At 70.3% G+C, this 18,395-nt stretch carries 18 protein-coding genes; 14 read left to right on the top strand and 4 right to left on the bottom strand.

The window, feature by feature from the left end; all coding sequences use genetic code 11:
- Positions 1–59 precede the first annotated feature (59 nt).
- The 10 genes from KOI35_RS28140 to KOI35_RS28095 all read left to right on the top strand — a co-directional run bounded on the left by KOI35_RS28140 (position 60) and on the right by KOI35_RS28095 (position 10,828).
- Complete coding sequence (locus KOI35_RS28140) at positions 60–1,337, top strand: DedA family protein (protein ID WP_215791657.1); 1,278 nt, start codon at positions 60–62, stop codon at positions 1,335–1,337.
- 5 nt (positions 1,338–1,342) lie between these two features.
- On the top strand, positions 1,343–2,527 hold the full coding sequence (locus KOI35_RS28135) for a sensor histidine kinase (RefSeq protein ID WP_215791656.1): 1,185 nt from the start codon (positions 1,343–1,345) through the stop codon (positions 2,525–2,527).
- Positions 2,515–3,159 carry a response regulator transcription factor gene (locus KOI35_RS28130; RefSeq protein ID WP_215791655.1) on the top strand — a complete coding sequence of 215 codons (645 nt, stop codon included), beginning with the start codon at positions 2,515–2,517 and terminating at the stop codon, positions 3,157–3,159. The genes KOI35_RS28135 and KOI35_RS28130 overlap by 13 nt, the downstream gene beginning before the upstream one ends.
- Before the next feature lie 107 nt (positions 3,160–3,266).
- Entirely contained in the window at positions 3,267–3,983 is a 717-nt protein-coding gene (locus KOI35_RS28125) for an ABC transporter ATP-binding protein (RefSeq protein ID WP_215792013.1), read from the top strand.
- Positions 3,980–6,106: an FtsX-like permease family protein gene (locus KOI35_RS28120; RefSeq protein WP_215791654.1), complete on the top strand. Its 2,127-nt coding sequence runs from the start codon at positions 3,980–3,982 to the stop codon at positions 6,104–6,106. The genes KOI35_RS28125 and KOI35_RS28120 overlap by 4 nt, the downstream gene beginning before the upstream one ends.
- A gap of 83 nt (positions 6,107–6,189) precedes the next feature.
- Complete coding sequence (locus KOI35_RS28115; RefSeq protein WP_215791653.1) at positions 6,190–7,200, top strand: iron-siderophore ABC transporter substrate-binding protein; 1,011 nt, start codon at positions 6,190–6,192, stop codon at positions 7,198–7,200.
- Positions 7,201–7,206: 6 nt separating this feature from the next.
- Entirely contained in the window at positions 7,207–8,226 is a 1,020-nt protein-coding gene (locus KOI35_RS28110) for a FecCD family ABC transporter permease (protein WP_308121180.1), read from the top strand.
- Positions 8,223–9,254: a FecCD family ABC transporter permease gene (locus KOI35_RS28105; protein WP_215791652.1), complete on the top strand. Its 1,032-nt coding sequence runs from the start codon at positions 8,223–8,225 to the stop codon at positions 9,252–9,254. The genes KOI35_RS28110 and KOI35_RS28105 overlap by 4 nt, the downstream gene beginning before the upstream one ends.
- A 1-nt stretch (position 9,255) precedes the next feature.
- The gene (locus tag KOI35_RS28100) at positions 9,256–10,062 is read left to right on the top strand and encodes an ABC transporter ATP-binding protein (RefSeq protein WP_438870626.1); all 807 of its coding nucleotides are present in this window, start codon (positions 9,256–9,258) and stop codon (positions 10,060–10,062) included.
- Between the two features lie 28 nt (positions 10,063–10,090).
- Positions 10,091–10,828 (top strand): DinB family protein, encoded by a 738-nt coding sequence (locus KOI35_RS28095; RefSeq protein ID WP_246613909.1) that lies wholly within the window; start codon positions 10,091–10,093, stop codon positions 10,826–10,828.
- Positions 10,829–10,848: 20 nt separating this feature from the next.
- Here KOI35_RS28095 and KOI35_RS28090 read toward each other — a convergent pair whose 3' ends face one another.
- Both KOI35_RS28090 and KOI35_RS28085 read right to left on the bottom strand, forming a co-directional pair.
- Complete coding sequence (locus KOI35_RS28090; RefSeq protein ID WP_308121179.1) at positions 10,849–11,154, bottom strand: Rdx family protein; 306 nt, start codon at positions 11,152–11,154, stop codon at positions 10,849–10,851.
- Between the two features lie 16 nt (positions 11,155–11,170).
- Entirely contained in the window at positions 11,171–11,401 is a 231-nt protein-coding gene (locus tag KOI35_RS28085; RefSeq protein WP_215791650.1) for a hypothetical protein, read from the bottom strand.
- Between the two features lie 269 nt (positions 11,402–11,670).
- Between KOI35_RS28085 and KOI35_RS28080 the strand changes: the two genes are divergently transcribed.
- Positions 11,671–12,510 carry a helix-turn-helix domain-containing protein gene (locus KOI35_RS28080; protein ID WP_215792009.1) on the top strand — a complete coding sequence of 280 codons (840 nt, stop codon included), beginning with the start codon at positions 11,671–11,673 and terminating at the stop codon, positions 12,508–12,510.
- Complete coding sequence (locus tag KOI35_RS28075; RefSeq protein WP_215791649.1) at positions 12,507–12,713, top strand: DUF397 domain-containing protein; 207 nt, start codon at positions 12,507–12,509, stop codon at positions 12,711–12,713. The genes KOI35_RS28080 and KOI35_RS28075 overlap by 4 nt, the downstream gene beginning before the upstream one ends.
- Before the next feature lie 50 nt (positions 12,714–12,763).
- Here KOI35_RS28075 and KOI35_RS28070 read toward each other — a convergent pair whose 3' ends face one another.
- Positions 12,764–14,185, bottom strand: coding sequence for an MFS transporter (locus KOI35_RS28070; protein ID WP_215791648.1), 1,422 nt, complete (start codon positions 14,183–14,185; stop codon positions 12,764–12,766).
- 77 nt (positions 14,186–14,262) lie between these two features.
- On the opposite strand from KOI35_RS28070, the gene KOI35_RS28065 reads away from it, so the two are divergent.
- A complete protein-coding gene (locus tag KOI35_RS28065) occupies positions 14,263–14,934 on the top strand; it encodes a TetR/AcrR family transcriptional regulator (protein ID WP_308121177.1) in 672 nt (223 codons plus the stop codon).
- On the opposite strand, the gene KOI35_RS28060 is transcribed toward KOI35_RS28065, so the two are convergent.
- Positions 14,924–16,822, bottom strand: a complete 1,899-nt coding sequence (locus tag KOI35_RS28060) for an NHL repeat-containing protein (protein ID WP_215791646.1) — start codon at positions 16,820–16,822, stop codon at positions 14,924–14,926. The two genes, KOI35_RS28065 and KOI35_RS28060, sit on opposite strands and share 11 nt — an antisense overlap.
- Positions 16,823–16,906: 84 nt before the next feature.
- Here KOI35_RS28060 and KOI35_RS28055 point away from each other — a divergent pair, with 84 nt between their 5' ends.
- Positions 16,907–18,094: an MFS transporter gene (locus tag KOI35_RS28055; protein WP_246613907.1), complete on the top strand. Its 1,188-nt coding sequence runs from the start codon at positions 16,907–16,909 to the stop codon at positions 18,092–18,094.
- The last annotated feature ends 301 nt before the right edge of the window (positions 18,095–18,395 follow it).

Raw genomic sequence — 18,395 nt, 5'->3', positions numbered from 1 at the left:
CCGAGCTTAGGGGATTTCCACCGATCCGCCTCGGGTGTACGCGTTCCTAGTCTGCGGACGTGCCCTTCCTCGACAGCCTGCCCGCCGGCCTGGCCCTCGCGGTGGTGGCGGCGCTGGTCGCGGCCGAGGGCGCGTTCCTGGCCGGGCTCGTGCTGCCGTCGGCGACTGCGCTGGTCGCGCTGGGTCTGCTCGCCAACGAGGGGGTGGTGGGCATCGTCCCGGCCGCGCTCGTCGGGGTGGCGGCGGCGCTGCTCGGCGGCACCGGCGGCTACTTCGCCGGGCGGCGGCGCGGGCCCCGGCCCACCCGCTGGGTCAAGGACCGGCACTGGCAGCGGGCCGAGCGGATCTTCGAGCGGCACGGCGGCCGGGCCGTCTTCTTCGGACAGTGGGTGGCCGGCGCCCGGACGCTCGTGCCGCGCTTGGCCGGCATGAACGGCGTGCCGTACCGCCGGTTCGCGATCGGGCACACCCCGGCCGCGGTCGGCTGGTCGTTGTGGCTGGTTGTCGGCAGCTATCTGGCCGGCGCCTCCTATGACGTGCTGGCCGCCCGCGCGGGCCGGGCCGGCGGCGCCCTGGCCGTGCTCACCGTCCTGCTGGTCGCGCTGGTGCTGGTCGGTCGGTGGCTGGGCGGCCGGCGTCCGTGGGGCCTGCCCGGCACCCGGTTCGTGCTCAGCCTGGGCGCGTTGGTGCTGGTGGCGGTCGTGCTGATCGTCGCGATCCCGCTGATCGTCAAGCTGAGCGGCCTGTCCGCGGCCGACGAGGCGGTCGCCGGCTGGGCCCGCGGTCAATGGACCTCCGACGGCTACCGCTTCGCCCTCGACCTGGCCACCTCGGTCAGCCCCGAGGTCGTGCTGGGCGTGACCGCTGTGGTCGTGCTGGGTCATGCCTGGTGGCGTCGCACCGGGCTGCTCGACAGCGTGGCGCCCTTGACCCCCACGCTCGTGCTCGCGCTGGTGCTGGCCGTGGTCGCGCCGCCGTCGTGGGAGGGGCCGCCCGGCGTGTTCTTCCCGTCTGCCGCCGAATACGACGGTCCGCTGCCCTTGGCCGAGGCCGCGCCCGCGCTGGCCGATCTGGCCTCGGTGCAAACGGCCCAGTTGGCCGCGGTGGCCGGGCTGCTGGTGTGGCTGTTGACCCGGCGCCTGACCTGGCCACAGCGGGTGACCGTGGGCGTCCTGGCCGCGGCCGCGGTGATCATGTGCGCGGGCTCGTGGGTCTATCTGGGCTGGAGCAATCTGAGCGAGACGATCGCGGCATTGCTGCTCGGCGTGGCCTGGGCTGTGCTGAATGCGGCGATCTGGGCGGCACGCACCCCCGCGCCGGCCCGGGTACTAGTCTGACCGGCATGCGGCGCCGCCTGCACGCGACCGTCGAGGCTCTGAAGCGGCTCGCCGGTGGCCTCGGCACCTCGTTTCTCGCCCTCGGTGCGCTGTTCTGGCTGGTCATCGTGGTCGCGCTGATGCCCGTCGGTCTGGGTTTCCTGCTTTTCCCGTACGCCCGCAGCACCGTCCGCGCCGTAGCCGACCGTGAGCGGGCCCGCCTGTCCCGGCACGGCTCCGAGATTCTGGGTCCGGTCTCCGAGCGGCTGGACCGGCGCGAGCTGCTCTGGGTCGTCGAGCACGCGACCGTCGGGTTCGCACTGGGCGCGTTCGGCCTGACCATCCCGCTCTCCGCCTTGCAGGATCTGACCTACCCGTTGTGGTGGCATCTGGTCGGCCCCGACGCGGCACCGGGTCTGGTTTTCTGGAGCGTCAACAGCCGGACCGACGCGCTGCTGGTCGCCCTCTACGGGCTCGGCTGGATAGTTGCCACGTTCTTTTTAGTGGCGCCGATGGCCCGGGCCCAGGCCTGGTTCGGGCGCACGCTGCTGTCCCCGCCGCCCGGCACCGACCAGGCGTTGCGGATCGCCGAGCTGACCGCGACCCGGGCCGCCGCCCTGGACGCGCACGCCGTCGAGCTACGCCGGATCGAGCGTTCGCTGCACGACGGCGCGCAGAACCGGCTGGTCGCGGTCAGTGTGCTGCTCGGTGCGGCCCGCCGGGCGGTGGCTCGCGATCCGGCCGCGGCGGGGGAGATGCTCGACCGGGCCCAGGACGCGGCCGAGCAGGCGCTGGCCGAGCTGCGGACGGTCGTGCGTGGCATCCTCCCGCCGGTGCTCGACGGGCGTGGGCTCGACGGCGCGCTCGCCGGGCTGGCCGCGGACTGCGGTGTGCCGACCCGGCTCGAGGTCGACCTGCCGGGGCGGTGCGCGGCCTCGGTCGAGGCGACCGCCTACTTCGTGGTGGCCGAGGCGCTCACCAACGTCACCAAGCACAGCGGGGCGACGCGGGCCGCGGTGACGGTGACCAAGACGGACCGGCACCTGCGGCTCGAGATCACCGACAACGGCCACGGCGGCGCCGACGAGAGCGGCGGATCGGGGCTGAGCGGGATCCGGCGGCGCGTGGAGGCGTACGACGGGAACCTGGTCCTGAACAGCCCGGCCGGTGGGCCGACGACGTTGCGAGTGGAGCTGCCGTGCGGATCGTGATCGCCGAGGACGACGCGCTGCTGCGGGAGGGGCTGGCGCTGCTGCTGCGGGCCGAGGGCCTCGACGTGGTCGCGACCGCCGACGGGCCGGGCACGTTCCTGGCCGCCGTCGACGAGCACCGGCCCGAGGTGGCGATCGTCGACGTGCGGATGCCGCCGACGCACACCGACGAGGGCATCGTGGCCGCGGTCGAGGCGCGGAAACGGTTGCCGGGGCTGGCCGTTCTGGTCCTGTCGGCGTACGTGGAAAAGGCCTTTGCCAATGATCTGCTGGCCGGGGGCGCGGCCGGGCTCGGCTATCTGCTGAAGGAGCGGGTGGGCCGGGTCGAGCAGTTCCTGGAGGCGCTGCACCGGGTGGCCGAGGGTGGCACGGCGATCGACCCCGAGGTGGTCGGGCTGCTGCTGACCCGCAACCGCTCGGACAGCGCTCTCGAACGGCTCAGCCCGCGCGAACGGGACGTGCTGGCGCTCATGGCCGAGGGGCTGGGCAACGCGGCCATCGCCGAAAAGCTGGTGGTGACCGAGGGGGCGGTGCACAAACACATCCGCAGCATCTTCGCCAAGCTCGACCTCGCGCCCGACGACCGGGCCGACCGTCGCGTGACCGCCGTGCTGCGCTACCTCGAGGTATAGCCTGCTGTACCGCCAAGAGGCGTGCCCACTGCATCGATCTTGACCACTGTAAAAAATAGCGTTTCTCGTGTCAGCCAAGACACACGAGAGGCGCAGTCATGAACGACATGGTCGCGGTCCGGGTCGAAGGACTCACCCGGACGTACGCCACCGACGGGCAGACAGTCGCGGCCCTGGCCGGGGTGGACGCCGCGTTCGCCCGCGGCACGTTCACCGCGGTGATGGGCCCGTCCGGCTCCGGCAAGAGCACCCTGCTGCAGACCGCGGCCGGCCTCGACCGTCCCACCGGCGGGCGGGTCTGGATCGGCGACACCGAGATCTCGAAGCTCTCCGAGACCAGGCTGACCGAGCTGCGGCGGGACCGGATCGGCTTCGTGTTCCAGGCGTTCAACCTGATCGGCGCGCTCACCGTCGAGGAGAACATCCTGCTGCCCGCGCGCCTCTCCGGTGAGCGGCCCGACCCGCGCTGGCTGGCCGGCGTGATCGAACGCGTCGGCCTGACCGCCCGGCTGTCCCACCGCCCGGCCCAGTTGTCCGGCGGCCAGCAGCAACGGGTGGCAATAGCCAGAGCTTTGGCCGTACGCCCCGACGTGGTGTTCGCCGACGAACCGACCGGCGCGCTCGACACCGTGACCGCGGGTGAGGTGCTGAGCCTGCTGCGGTCGATGGTCGACGAGTTCGGGCAGACGGTGGTGATGGTGACCCACGACCCGGTCGCCGCCTCCTACGCCGACCGCGTGCTCGTGCTGGCCGACGGCCGGATCGTCCGGGACCTGCCCCAGGTCGGCGCGGACAAGATCGCCGAAATGCTGGCCACCCGATGATCAAGCTGGCTCTGCGACTGCTGCGGCAGCGCCCCGGCACCTCCGTCGCCACCCTGGTCGCCCTGGCCGGCGGCGTGATGATCCTGATGACCCTGTCCGTGTTCGTCGAGTCGGGGCTGCGGTTCCAGCCCGGGCCCGGCCCGTTCGCGGCGGCCGACGTGGTCGTCGCTCACCGGACCCTCACGGTGTCCACCAAGGAGTTCGACGGTTCGGTCACCACGTCGTCGGTCCCGTTGCCCGAGGGCAAGGTGCCCGCCGGGCTGGCCGAGAAGATCCGCGCTCTGCCGGGCGTCGTCGTCCTGGAGGAGACACCGCAGGCCATCGCGCTTCGCGGGTCGCCGGCGTCCGTGGCGGCCGTCGAAAATCTTGCGCGCGCGGCGGGCGTCGAGGCGTACACGGGGAAGGACCGGGGCTGGGCCGCATCGTCCGCCTCGACCGAGGCCCGGTCGCTGCTGCTCGAGGCGGGCGGCGCGTTCGGTGGCTACGTGATCATGCTGATCGTCTTCGTGGTGGCCGGCACGGTCGGCCTGTCCGTCCGGCACCGCCGCCGCGACCTGGCCCTGCTGCGCGCGGTGGCCGCCACCCCGCGTCAGGTGCGCAGCCTGGTCGTGGCCGAAGCGGCGATCGTGGGACTGGCCTCGGCCGCGATCGGCATCCCGGCCGGGATGTGGTCGACCGCCTGGACGCACGACGAGCTGGTGGCCCGCGGCTTCCTCCCGGCCGGCTTCCCGATCGTGAACCCGGTGATCGCCGCCGTCTTCGCCACGATCATCACGATGCTGATCGCCGTGCTGGCGGCCCGGATCGCCGCGCGCCGGGTGGCCCGGATCCGGCCGGCCGAGGCGCTGGGCGAGATCGCGGTCGAACCGGCCCGCGGCGGACGGGTCCGGCTCGCCTTCGGACTGGTCATGCTGGCCGGGGCGGGTGGGTCGCTGTTCTTCGCGGCGGCACTGTCGGGCACCGCGGCGCTGGCCGGGGCGATCGGCATGCTCTACCTGTTCGTGCTGGCGGTGGCGTTGCTGGCGCCGTGGATCAACGGGTTCGCGGCGCGGATCGTGGCGCCTGTTCTTCGTACGGGATGGGGTTTCTCGGGGGAACTCGCGGTGGCCAACCTGCGGGCCAACGCGCGGGGGATGTCGGCGGTGCTGACCGCGCTCGTGTTGTCGGTCGGGTTCGGCGGTTCGGTGTGGTTCCTGCAGGACAATCTGGTGCGCCAGACCGTCACCCAGAGCCGCGACGGCATGCTGGCCGACCAGGTTCTCGTGGGTTTCCGAGGGCAAGCCGACGAGGTGCGGCGTACCCCGGGGGTCGAGGCGGTGACGGGCGTCCGCCGTACGTCGGTGATCGTCCGGATCTTTGACGGCGCCGAGCCGGTCGTGGCCCGTGCCGTCGAGCCCGCCCAACTCGCGTCCACGATGGACCTGGGCGTTGTCTCGGGGAGGCTGGACGGTCTGGCCGACGGTGGCATCGCGGTGTCGTCCCTGCAAGCGTCGTCCTCGGGGTGGAAGCTGGGCGACAAAGCCGACATGTGGCTGGCCGACGGCACCCCCGTGCAGCCGGAGGTGGTCGCGATCTACGACCGGGGGCTGGGCTTCGGCGACGTCGTGATGGCCTCGAAGGGCGGCCCGTACGACGAGATCCTGGTGCGCGGCTCGGCCGACCTGTCCGGGTTCGGCCAGGTCCGTACGGCCAAGGAACTCACTGGACAGCTGAGCCGGGACCTGGCCGTCACCGCCTGGCTCAACAAGCTGCTGATCACCGTGATGGTGGCCTACGCCGCCCTGGCCGCCGGCAACACGATGGTGATGGCGGCCCTGGCCCGCGGCCGCGAGCTGGCCCTGCTGCGGCTGGCCGGGGTCACCCGGCGTCAGGTGCGGCGGATGGTCAACGCCGAACAGGTCGGTCTGCTCGGGGTGGCCCTGACCCTCGGCGCCGCGATCGCCGGGCTGACGCTGGTGGCCGTCGTGCACGCGCTGACCGGCACGTTCCTGCCCTACGTCCCGCCGCTGGGCGGGGTGATCGTGCTAGGTGGAGCGACCGTGCTGGCCCTGGTCACGACCATCTTGCCGGTCGGTCGCCTGCTGCGGGTGCCTCCGGTCCGGGCGGCGGGCACGAAGGAGTAGGAATTGTGACCTGCACAGCTCTGACTTGCGGATATGGTGTTGGTCGTTAGGTTAGGCTCACCTTTTAAGATCATGGAGCCTTCATGCGACTTCCGTTTTCCCGCGCCGGCCGGCTGCTGCCGGTCGCTATCCTGAGCGCCGTGGTCGCCCTGTCGGGCTGCTCGACGACCGGCACGGAGGACAGCGGCGCCGCCCCCGATTCGTCGTCGGCCGCCGGCTCGGCCTTCCCGGTCACCATCGCCACCGCCTTCGGTGACGTGACGGTCAGCAAGCAGCCCGAGCGCGTCGTCGCTCTGGGTTGGAGCGACGCCGACGTCGCGCTGTCGCTCGGCGTGCAGCCCGTCGGGGCGGCCGACTGGCTGGCCTTCGGCGGCGACGGCCAGGGCCCGTGGAACGCCGGCAAGTACACGACGAAGCCGGAGATCCTGGGGACGCTGGAGATCGACATGGAGAAGGTGGCGGCCCTCAAGCCCGACCTGATCCTGGACACCCGGTCGAGCGCCGAGAAGGCCCGCCACGACCAGCTTGCCGCCCTCGGCGTCCCGGTCATCGAGCCGCCCAAGGGCAGCGAGATGTACCTGACGTCGTGGGAGGACCAGCTCGACATGATCGGCAAGGCGCTCGGCAAGACGACCGAGGCGGCCAAGCTGAAGACCGACCTGGACGCGAAGTTCACCGCGGCCGCCGCGGCCAACCCGAACTTCAAGGACAAGACGGTCGCCGCGGTCGCCAAGACCGGCGACGGCTGGGGCGGCTACGTCACCGGCGACGGCCGGGTCGACTTCCTGACCAAGCTGGGCTTCAAGAACGCTCCGGCCATCGAGGCGCTGAAGAAGGACTCCTTCTACATCCCGCTCTCGAACGAGCAGCTCGACCTGGCCGACGCTGACGTCACCGTGGTGTTCCTCATCCAGGCGACGCTGGCCCAGGCTAAGGCCGACAAGATCTTCCAGGCCGTGCCCTCGGTCAAGGCCGGGCACGTGGCCTACATGGACGACAAGGACATCTCGAACGCGTTCTCGAGCTCGTCCGTCGCCGGCCTGTCCTTCGCCGTGGACAAGGTCACCCCGCTGCTGGCCACCGCCGTCGGCTGACGACCGGTGTCGGACGTCCGTCACCGCAGGGCCGCTGTGCTCGCCACCGGACTGGTGGTGATCGCGGCGGCCCTCGCCGGAGCTGCGCTGCTGAGCCTCGCCATCGGGGCCCGCGACATCTCGTTCGGAACCGTGCTGCACGCCCTGGCGAACCCGGATCCGAATTCGACCGACTCGCTGATCGTCACCGAGTCCCGCCTTCCCCGTACGATCGTCGGCCTGCTCGCCGGGGCCGCGTTCGGCCTGGCCGGCGCCGTGATCCAGGGCGTCACCCGCAATCCGCTGGCCGACCCGGGCATCCTCGGCGTCAACGCCGGCGCCGGGCTGTTCATCGTGATCGCGATCAGCTTCTTCGGCATCACCAGCCTGACCGGCTACGTCTGGTTCGGCTTCCTCGGCGCCGCCGTCACCTCGGTTCTCGTCTACACGATCGGCTCGATCGGCCGCGGTGGTGCCACACCGGTCAAGCTCGCCCTGGCGGGCGCAGCGGTCACGGCTGCCCTGATCTCGTTCACCACCGCCGTGCTGATCGTCGACGTCGACGCGTACGACCAGTTCCGCTTCTGGCAGGTCGGCTCGCTGGCCGGCCGGGGCATCGACATCGCCCTCCAGGGCCTGCCGTTCCTGGTCGCCGGGGCGGCGCTCGCCTTCTACTCGGCGCGGGCCCTCAACGCGCTCGCCCTCGGCGACGACGTGGCCACCTCGTTCGGGCAGAACGTGATCGTGGCCCGCTTGATCGCGGCCGGCGCGGTGGTGCTGCTCTGCGGCGCGGCCACCTCGATGGCCGGTCCGCTGGTCTTCATCGGCCTGGTCATCCCGCACATCGCCCGGGCCATCACCGGCCCCGACCACCGCTGGTTGCTGCCCTACTCGATGCTGCTGGCACCACTGCTGCTGCTCGTCGCCGACGTGATCGGCCGGATCGTCGCCCGCCCGGGCGAGGTCCAGGTCGGCATCGTCACCGCGATCATCGGTGCGCCGATCTTCGTGGCCATGGCCCGTCGCGAGAAACTGGCCGAGCTGTGAGCGCGGGAGTGGTCACCACGACCCGGCGCCGCGAGACAGCCCGGGCCCGTACGGTCGCAGTGGTCCTGTTCGTCGTGGTGATCGCGCTGTTCGCCCTCACCCTGTCCTACGGCGACTTCCAGATCTCGCTGCCCGACGTGGTCCGGTCGCTGTTCGGGCTGCCCACCCCGGCCGGCGTCGACTACGTCATGCACGACCTGCGCCTGCCCCGGGCCTCGGTCGCGGCGCTGGCCGGACTCGCCTTCGGCCTGGCCGGGGCGATCTTCCAGCAGCTGCTGCGCAACCCGCTGGCCAGCCCCGACGTGATCGGCGTGAGCCAGGGCGCGACCACCGCCGGGATCCTGACGTCGATGGTGCTGGGTCTCGACGGCGGCATCGTCTCGGCGGCCGGCCTGATCGGCGCGGTGCTGACCGCCCTCACGATCTATGCGCTCTCGTGGCGCAAGGGCGTCGGCGGCTACCGCTTCATCCTGGTCGGCATCGGCATCGGCACGGTGCTGACCAGCATCACCTCGTTCATCCTGACCCGGTCCGACGTCAAGATCGCGGCCGAGGCGATGATCTGGCTGACCGGCAGCGTCAACGGCCGCACGTGGGACCAGATCATCCCGCTGGCCGTCGCCGTGCTGATCCTGGTGCCGCTGGCCATGATCCTGGGCCGCACGCTGACCGGCATGCAGCTCGGCGACGACCTGGCCACGGCGTTCGGCGTCCACGTGCAACGCAGCCGGTTCGCGCTGCTCATCGTGGCCGTGTGCCTGACCGGTATGGCCACCGCCGCGGCCGGTCCGATCGCCTTCGTCGCCTTCATGTCCGGCCCGATCGCCGCCCGGCTGGTCGGCGGCGGACGTCCCGTGCTGATCCAGGCCGCCCTGGTCGGCTCGATGCTGGTGCTCGTGTCCGACTTCATCGGTTCGCACCTGCTCGGTTCCCGTCAGTTCCCGGTCGGCGTCGTCACCGGCGTCATCGGTGCCCCCTACCTGCTGTGGCTGCTCGCCACGGCCAACCGCTCCGGCCGAGGAGGATGACGTGCCCCTGAATCTGGAGGCCGACCGGCTTTCGCTGGGATACGGCGAGCGGACCATCGTCCGTGACCTGAACATGCACCTGCCGACCGGCAAGGTCACCATCATCGTGGGCCCCAACGGCTGCGGGAAGTCGACCTTCCTGCGCGGCCTGGCCCGGCTCCTGCCCGCCTCGAGCGGGGCGGTGCTGCTGGACGGCAAGTCGATCCACTCGACGCCCAGCCGCGAGGTCGCGCTCGAACTCGGCATCCTGCCGCAGGGCCCGATCGCCCCCGACGGCATCACGGTCAGCGATCTGGTCAGCCGGGGCCGGCACGTGCACCAGGGCTGGTTCCGGCGGTGGAGCGGCGATGACGACGACGCCGTGACCGCGGCGCTGACCGCCACCGGCACGATCGACTTCGCGGCCCGGCCGGTGGACGAACTGTCCGGTGGTCAGCGGCAACGGGTGTGGATCGCGATGGCGCTGGCCCAGCGCACCGGGATCCTGCTGCTCGACGAGCCGACGACCTATCTGGACATCAGCCACCAGGTCGAGGTGCTCGACCTGCTGACCGACCTCAACGAGGCCGAGGGCACGACCGTGGTGATCGTGCTGCACGAGCTGAATCTGGCTTTCCGGTACGCCGATCACCTGGTCGTGATGAAGGACGGTTCGGTGGTGACGGCCGGGAACCCCAACGACGTGCTCTCGGCCGAGGTCATCGAGGACGTCTTCGGCATGCGCTGCCAACTCGTCAACGACCCGATCTCGAACACCCCGATGATCGTCCCGATCGGCCGCCACCGGGTCGGTGTACCGGACGACTGATGTCCGCAACCGGGACTAGTGTGCCCGCATGGACTTCGATCAGCAGGACATGCGGGACTCGCGGTTCAGCTACGTCGACCTCGAGGGCTCGGTGTTCCGCGACACCTCGCTGGGCCGGGTGACGATGCGCGGTGTCGAGCTGTGGGACGCCGACATCAGCGGCGACCTGCGGAACGTGGTGATCAACGGCGTCGACGTGGCGCCGTTGATCGAGGCCGAGCTCGACCGCCGCGACCCCGACCGGGTCAAGATGCGCCCATCCGATCCGGCCGGCTTCCGCGAGGCGTGTGACATCGTCGAGCGGCTCTGGTCCTCCACGGTTGACCGGGCCCGCGCACTGCCGCCCGCCCAGCTGCACGAATCGGTCGCCGACGAGTGGTCGTTCATCGAGACGCTGCGGCACATGGTGTTCGTGACCGACTGCTGGGTGCGGCGGGCGATCCTGGGCGACCCGTCCCCGTGGGACGCGCTGAGCCTGCCCTGGGACGGGATGCCGGACACCCCCGGAGTACCGCGCGACCGTAACGCTCGGCCATCACTCGACGAGGTGCTCGCGCTGCGTCACGGCCGGATGGCCACGGTGCGTCAGGTCGTCGACTCGCTGACCGACGAGTCGCTGGCCGCTGACACCACGCCGGTCGAGGGGCCGGGGTGGCCGCCGGCGAAGGCTTTCCCCGTACGGAGATGCCTGTCGATCGTCCTGAACGAGGAATGGAACCACAGGTTGTTCGCCGAGCGCGACCTGGCTGTTCTCTTCGCTCGCTGAGCCGGCGCGATCGGATGGCGCTATTCGCTCTGTTCGCTTGCTGAGCCGGCCCGGTCGGTGTGGCCCAGCGAGCGGCCGGGCGCGATGCGGTCGCGGACCAGGCGCTTCAGTTCCGGCAGCTCGGGAAAGCCACCCTGCTCCTTGCGCGACCAGAGCAACTCGCCGTCGAGCCTGATCTCGAACACCCCACCCGTGCCCGGGGCGAGAGCCACTTCGCCGAGCTCTTTCTGAAACGTGGTGAGCAGTTCCTGAGCCGTCCACGCGGCCCGCAGCAGCCACCGGCACTGCGTGCAGTACTCAATCTCCAACCGCGGCGTTCGCGTCACGCCTAGATCGTATTCCTCAGCCGGCGGTAGCCCGGGCGATCCGCTCGACGGCATCGGCCCGGCGGAACACTCCAAGAAACTCACCCGGCCGCGGCGGCTCGGCCCGCCGGTAGGTGTTCCATCGCTCCGGCCCGTTCTGGTGGATCCACCCGGCGAAGTCGCCCCGCACGTACACGGCGTATCCGCCGAGCGCGCTACGCACGAGGGTCACGCCGGCCGGGAGTTCGGTGCTCTCGATGATCGCCATCGGTGGCTCCTGACGGATGACCCGCGCCCCGCCCGGTCGATCCAGGCGACCTGACGGGACGCGGAGTATCGGGAAGCGGACAGCCCGCTACGACGAATGCTGCTGCGGGCGCCTTCCCAGCGCAACGGTTGCGCGGTAGAACGGGGTCAACTAGATACGTTCGGCCGACATGGGTTACGCGCCGAGGCGCCACGTGGTTACGCGGCGGGCCGAAAGGGGGTTACGCGGTGAATGCCGACAACGGCGGATCCACTGTGCCCAGGAGGCAGCTGGGCCGGAAACTTCGGGAGCTGCGTGAGGCTGTTCCCTTGACCGTGGTGCAGGCGATTGCGGCTCTGGAATGGAGCAAGCCTCGCCTGTGGCGTTATGAGACCGGCCAGGTGCCGATCCACCCGAACGATGTCGACGTGATGTGCCGGATCTACGGCGCGGATGCTGAACTGACGGAATCGCTGAAGGCGTTGTCCCGCGAGACGAGGAGTCGCGGCTGGTGGCACGCCTACTCGGAGATCCCGGAGTGGTTCCAGCTATTCCTCGGAATGGAGGCCGCGGCTCATCGAGTGCGGCAATACGAGGCGGAAATCATTCCGGGACTTCTGCAATCCTTGCCCTATGCTCGGGCGATTCTCGGGCAGAGTGTCACGACCCCCACCGGCGATCAGATCGAACAGCAATCGAGAGTCAGGATGCAGCGGCAGCGAATCCTGACCCGGTCAGCGCCGAGGTCGCCCATGCTGGACGTCATTCTTTCCGAGGCCGCGCTCCTTCGCGGATTCGACCGGGTGACGATGGTGGATCAGTTGACGGCGCTGCTGACGCTGGCCGAGCGGCCCAACGTTGCGATTCGGATTGCGCCCCTGTCGGCGGGGTCGCACAAGGCCTATGCCGGACCGTTCGTGATCCTGGATTTCCCCCGGGAGAGTCCGGCTCGAGATCCGGAACCGACCACGGTCTACGTCGAACTACCCACCGGTGCGCTCTACTTGGACAAGGCGTCCGAGGTGGCGGCCTACGAGGCTATATGGCTCGACCTGGCCGATAGGGTTGCTCTCGATGAGGCCGAGTCCAGGCGGCTCATCGAACAGAGAGTGGAGGAGTGGTCACGATGACTCGCGACCTTGACGGCGCCATCTGGCGCAAGAGCACTCGATCCGGCGGCAACGGCGGTAACTGCGTCGAAGTCGCCACCAATTTGCCCGGCGTCGTGCCCGTCCGTGACACTAAGGACCGGGACGGCGGCACGCTGACCTTTACGCCCGCCGAGTGGACCGCCTTCGTCGAAGCGGTCAAGGCCGGCGAGTTCGACCTCTGAAACAGCGGAGCCCGACCCGGACAGCGGGTCGAGCTCCGGCCGGTCGGTGATCAGGCCGGCTCGAGGACGGGCTTCTCGTCCTGGGTGGCGGGCTCGGCTGGGCGCACCGAGCGCAACGCCCACAAGCTGACCGGCACGCCGACGCCGACCAGGATGGCCGCCACGACCAGCGAGAACTGGTAGCCCTCCAGGTATTTGTGCAGTTCGGAGCCGGTGGCCGCGTTGGAGCGGTTGGTCAGGATCGCACCCAGGATGGTGATGCCGAGCAGGCCGAACACCTCGCGCGAGACGTTGAGCATGCCCGAGGCGATCCCGGCGCGCTCGGCCGGCAGGGCTCCGACCACCACGTTGTTCAGTGGTACGAGCAGGCCGCCGCCGACGCCGTACACCAGGAACCAGGGCAGCAGGTCCAGATAGGTCGTTCCCTCGCCGAACGACGAGATGCCTGCGACCGACACCGCCATCAGTGCGAGCGCGGCCGCCACCGTACGGCCGGCTCCGAAACGGGCCTCGAGACGCGGTGCGAGGGTCGCCATCACGGCCATCACCAGGGCCATCGGCACGAACGCGGCGCCCGCCCCGGTCGGGGTGAAGCCCAGCACGTTCTGCATGTAGATGGCCGTGTAGAAGTAGATGCCGAACACGCCGAACGCCCACAGGCCCATCGCCAGCAGGCCGCCGCTGAAGACGCGCATCCGGAAGAAGCCCAGGTCCATCATCGGGTTGGCCGACCGGCGCTCGATCAGCACGAAGGCGATCGCCCCGGCCGCCGCGACGGCGAAACCGGCCAGGATGCTGCCGCTCGTCCAGCCCTGTGATTCGCCCTCGATCAGCGAGTAGGTCAGCGCGAAGAGCGCGATCGACGACGCGGCGAGACCGGGCAGGTCGAGGCCCCGGCTGGTGCCGCGCGCGCTGGCCGGGATGCTCAGCGCCCCGATGACCGCGGTGGCGACGCCGATCGGCGCGTTGATCAGGAAGATCCAGCCCCACGAGGCGTGTTCGCTGAGCCAGCCGCCGGTCAGCGGACCGAAGGCCAGCGCCAGAGCGCCGACTCCGCCCCAGATGCCGATGGCGGTGGCGCGTTCGCGGGCGACCGGGAACAGCGTCGTCAGCAGGGCCAGCGACGCGGGAGTGAGCAGGGCCGCGCCCACACCCTGGACGGCTCGGGCGCCGATCAGCATCTCCTGGTTCTGGGCCAGGCCGGCCGCCACCGAGGCCAGGGTGAAGACGGCGAGCCCACCGAAGAAGGCGCCGCGCTGGCCGAGCACGTCGGCGATGCGGCCGCCGGCCAGCAGCAGGCCCGCGAACACCAGGATGTACGAGCTGGCGATCCACTCCAGGCCCTCGATGCTCAGCTGCAGATCGCGCTGGATCGAGGGGAGGGCCACGTTGACCACGTTGTTGTCGAGGTAGGTCATGAACGTGCCCAGCGCTACCGCTACGAGCGCCCACCACCTGCGGTTTTGACCCATCGAGAACTCCTATACAACGTCCTTGTACAACGTACATGTACCTCGTACATGAGACCTGTACGTTGTATGGTTGTCAAGTGGCGGCGGAAAGACTGAGCAAGGCGACGGTGGCCGAGACGGCGTTGCGCCTGGGTGACGAGCACGGCCTCGAGGCGGTGACGATCCGGCGGCTCGCGACCGAGCTCGGGGTCACCCCGATGGCGCTGTACTGGCACTTCAAGAACAAGGAAGAGCTGTTCATGGGCGTGGTCGACCACGCGCTGACCGAGGTGCGGGCCGATCGCGACGCCACCGATTCGTGGCAGGTGCAGCTGCGCGCGATGGTCGTGACGCTGGTCGACGTCATGCGGCGGCATCCGATCCTGCCCGACCTGCTCCACCAGTCGGACAAAGCGCGCGCCAGCAGCTTCGCCCGCGCCACGGAAGACGCACTGGTCCTGCTCAGCCAGGCCGGATTCAGCCCGCTCGAGGGCTACTGGGTCGGCAGCTATCTGCTGCACGGCGTGATCGGCCTGGTCCACGCCCAGCTCGAGTCACCCAGCCAGATGGGCGAGGGCGAGATCGCCGAGTGGCGGCGCCAGAAGCGGATCGAGCTCGAGTGCCTGCCGGTCAGCCAGTTCCCGATGACGGTGCAGATCGGGGCCGCGTACGCGCAGGAGCCCGACCTCGAGCGCTACTACGCGTTCGGGGTCGAGCTGCTGATGAACGGGGTCGAGTCGATGGCCCGGAGCCGGGCGGCTACTTCGTGAAGGTGAAGTGCTGGTAGGTGCCCCAGTTGCTGGCGTTGAGCGTGTCGCCCGACTTGCCGTACTGGTAGGCCGCCCGGATCCGGTATTTCACGCCGGCCGTGTGCGTGCCCTGCAGCTTGGTGACCACCCGGCCGCTGGTCAGCGCGAAGTAGCCGGCCTGCCACAGCTTCCACTCCCGGCCGTTGTAGACCTCGAGCGTGAGATAGGCCAGCCGGCCCGGATAGCTCGGGATCCGGGTGGTGAACTCCGGATGTACCGTGCGCCGCACGTGGTAGTACGACACCGACCCGATCTTGGCGATCTTGTAGTGCTTGCCGATGGTGGTCGAGACGCTGGCCTTCGTCGAGACAGTCGACTTCACCGTACGGGCGGTGGTGAACGTGTCACCCCGGAAGATCGCCGAGAACGTGGTGTTCCGGGTGACCTTGAAGGACGCCGTCATCAGGCCCTTGCTGTTCACCGTCGCCTTACGGACCAGCCGATTCGCCTGGTCACCACCGAACGGGTCGGCCCAGATCTCCACCACCTTGTTGGTGTAGGTGGACCCGAGCTTTGCGGTCAGGGTGACTGTGGACCCGTACGGGAAAGAACTGCCGTTGCGGTCGAGGGTGAGGGTCGTCGCGCGGGTGGTGCCGACCGCGAACGTCCTGGTGGCCGAGGCCGGGGCGAAGTCGTTGCCGCCGGCGAACGTGACGGTGTAGGTGACTGATCCGCTGCGGGTGGGCTTGTCGGCGATCGAGAACTTGCCGCCGACCGGCACGGTGGTCGGGCCGACGCGCCGGCTGCCGGTGGCGTCCTTGCGGGTGATGACCAGCTGCTGGCCCTCGGGAATGGGCGAGGCGAACGTGCCGGCGATCGTGGCTGTCCCGCCGAGTTCGAGCTTGGCCGGGGCGGTCAGCGTGATGCCGGTGACGAGCGAGGAGGGGTCACCGAAGATCTGCAGGGCGTAGCCGTCGTCATTGTGGGAGACGCCGAAGAGGCGAGGACCGCCGGACTGCCACGCCAGGCCGCCCGGCTGCAGAGCGCCTGTGCCCTTGAGGGTGAACTGCTTGGTCGCGGCGCTCGCTCCGGCCGAGAAGACGGCGACGGAGCGGTCCGATCCAACAGCGAGGACCCCGTCCGTACGTACGGAAACCGCATTGTTCTCAGCCGCAGCGGTGTAGTCCCGGATCGTGCTGAGATCCTGTGGCTTGACCGCTCGGGCCAGGCCCCCGGTGCCCGCGGCCAGCAGGTTGCCGCCGCTTCCGGTGAACGCCAGATCCTGCACCGTGCCCGGGCCGACCTCGGCCGCCGCGACCGGAACCGGGGTGGTGGTCGCGGCGTCGACGACGGTGACCGAGCCCGCCGCGGAGGCCGCCAGCAGGGTTCCCGCGCCGGTGAGCAGCGGGGCCGCGCCGACGGTGACGACGTCGGGGATCAGGTCGTCGGCGTCTTCGCTGTTGGGGTCGACCCGGCCGATCCCGCCGTCCGCCTCGCCGAACCAGACCCGGCCGCCCGCCACGGCCACCGAGGTGGGGCGGACGTCGGCCGTGGCGGTGAAGCTGTTGATCCGGTTGCCGAGCGCATTGAAGACGTCGACCGACTTCTTGTCCGGCACGGCGGCGTAGACGAGATCGTCGTTGACGAGCAGCGCGTTGATGCCGGGGAGGTTCGTGCTGGTGTTCTTGACGACGCCGGCGAAATCGAGGGTGTAGAGCTTGCCGGCCGTCGGGTCGCTGACGTAGATGCGCTGGTCGCTGTCGTTGACGACGATGTCGCCGAACGATGTGAGTGGCAGGGCGATCGAGAGGTCGACGGCGTGGGCCGGTGCGGCGGCGCTCAGGGCGAACGCGGTCGACCCCGCGACGAGGGCGGCCGACAGCGTGGCGCGAACGAACCTATTCGACACGACGGGCATCGTAAGGGCGATCACACTCGATGCTGATCATACGAACGGGGATTTCTGTCGTACCTCATCGATAGCGTCGTACCCATGGAATTGAGTCGCGTGCGTGCATCGGTCGCCTTGGCGGCGCTGTCGCTCGGCGCCTTCCTCTTCGTCACGGTCGAGACGCTGCCGATCGGTCTGCTCGCCTCGATGGCCGGCGATCTCGGTGTCAGCGAGTCCTCGGTCGGCCTGCTGGTGACGGCGTACGGCTTCGTGGTCGTGGTGGCGACCTTGCCGCTGACCCGGCTGACCGCGTCGTGGCCGCGCCGCCGCCTGCTGGTCGTGCTGCTCGCCGTCTTCGTCGTGTCGACCGCGCTGTCCGCCCTGGCCGCCGGCTATCCGTCGCTGCTGGCCGCGCGCATCGCCATCGCGGTGAGCCAGTCGGTGTTCTGGGCCGTGGTCACGCCGGCCGCGGCCGGGCTGTTCCCGCGACATCTGCGCGGCCGGGCTCTGTCCATGGTGTTCGCCGGCAGCTCGACCGCGCCGCTGGTCGGGGTCCCTCTCGGCACCTGGGTGGGCCAGCAGTCCAACTGGCGGGTGCCGTTCCTGGCGCTGGCCCTGCTCGGTGTGGCCGTCCTGCTCGTCGTGATGCTGCTGGTGCCCGAGACGCCGCGCGGCGAGAGCGACGCCGACCGTGGCACGGCGCCCGACGCGGGTCGCTATCGCATGCTGGTGGTGGCCAGCGCGCTCGCCGTCGCCGGGGCGTTCGCCGCGTTCACCTACATCGACCCGTTCCTCACCCGGGTCAGCGGGTTCGATCCGTCCGCGCTCGGGCCGATCCTGCTGCTGCGCGGGCTGGCCGGGTTGGCCGGCGTGGTGGTGGCCGGCCTGGTCGTCGGCCGGTGGGGCTGGCAGAGCCTGCTCGCCGCCACGGCGCTGCAGGTCGTGGCGCTGGGCGCCCAGTTCGCCTTCGGCACCGAGCAGATCACGGCCGTGGTCACTACGGCGGTGGCCGGCTTCGCCCTGTCCAGCATGGCGGCCATCCTCGGCGCCCGAGTCCTCGAGGTAGCCCCCGGCAGCACCGACATGGCCTCCGCGGGCACGTCCACGGCTTTCAACGTCGGCATCACCGGCGGCGCGCTGCTGGGCAGCGCCTTACTGGCCGGCGCGGGCGCCCGAGCCCCGGCGTTGGCGGGGGCGGCGTTGACCGTCCTGGCCGTCGCCGCAGTCCTGGCCGAGCCTCGCCTCTCCACCGCTTCCCGCTCCCGTCCCGCTTCCGCCCCGGCCGCCTAGGCCTCGTCCCGCTGGTCGCCGGAGCCGGCTAGCGCGGGAGGTCCACGATCGGCGGCAGGCCCAGTGCACCGAGGAAACGGGCCGTCTTCACCTCGACGAAAACGTCGGCGTCGTCGAGATCTGGCTCGGCCCACAGTCGCCCCCTCGCTGGACGAATCATGCCAGCGGGGCCGGGCCTAGGTTCTGTCTCGCGGATCATGAGTGGCGATCATGGATGACGGTCGTTGAATCGGTATGGCACGTGGTGATCTGAGCAATGATGAGTGGGCTGCGCTGGCACCTTTGCTGCCGGCTCAGCCCG

The organism is Paractinoplanes bogorensis (assembly GCF_018829635.1).
GTDB classification, from domain to species: domain Bacteria; phylum Actinomycetota; class Actinomycetes; order Mycobacteriales; family Micromonosporaceae; genus Actinoplanes; species Actinoplanes bogorensis.
This window is presented reverse-complemented; position numbering and strand designations above follow the sequence as displayed.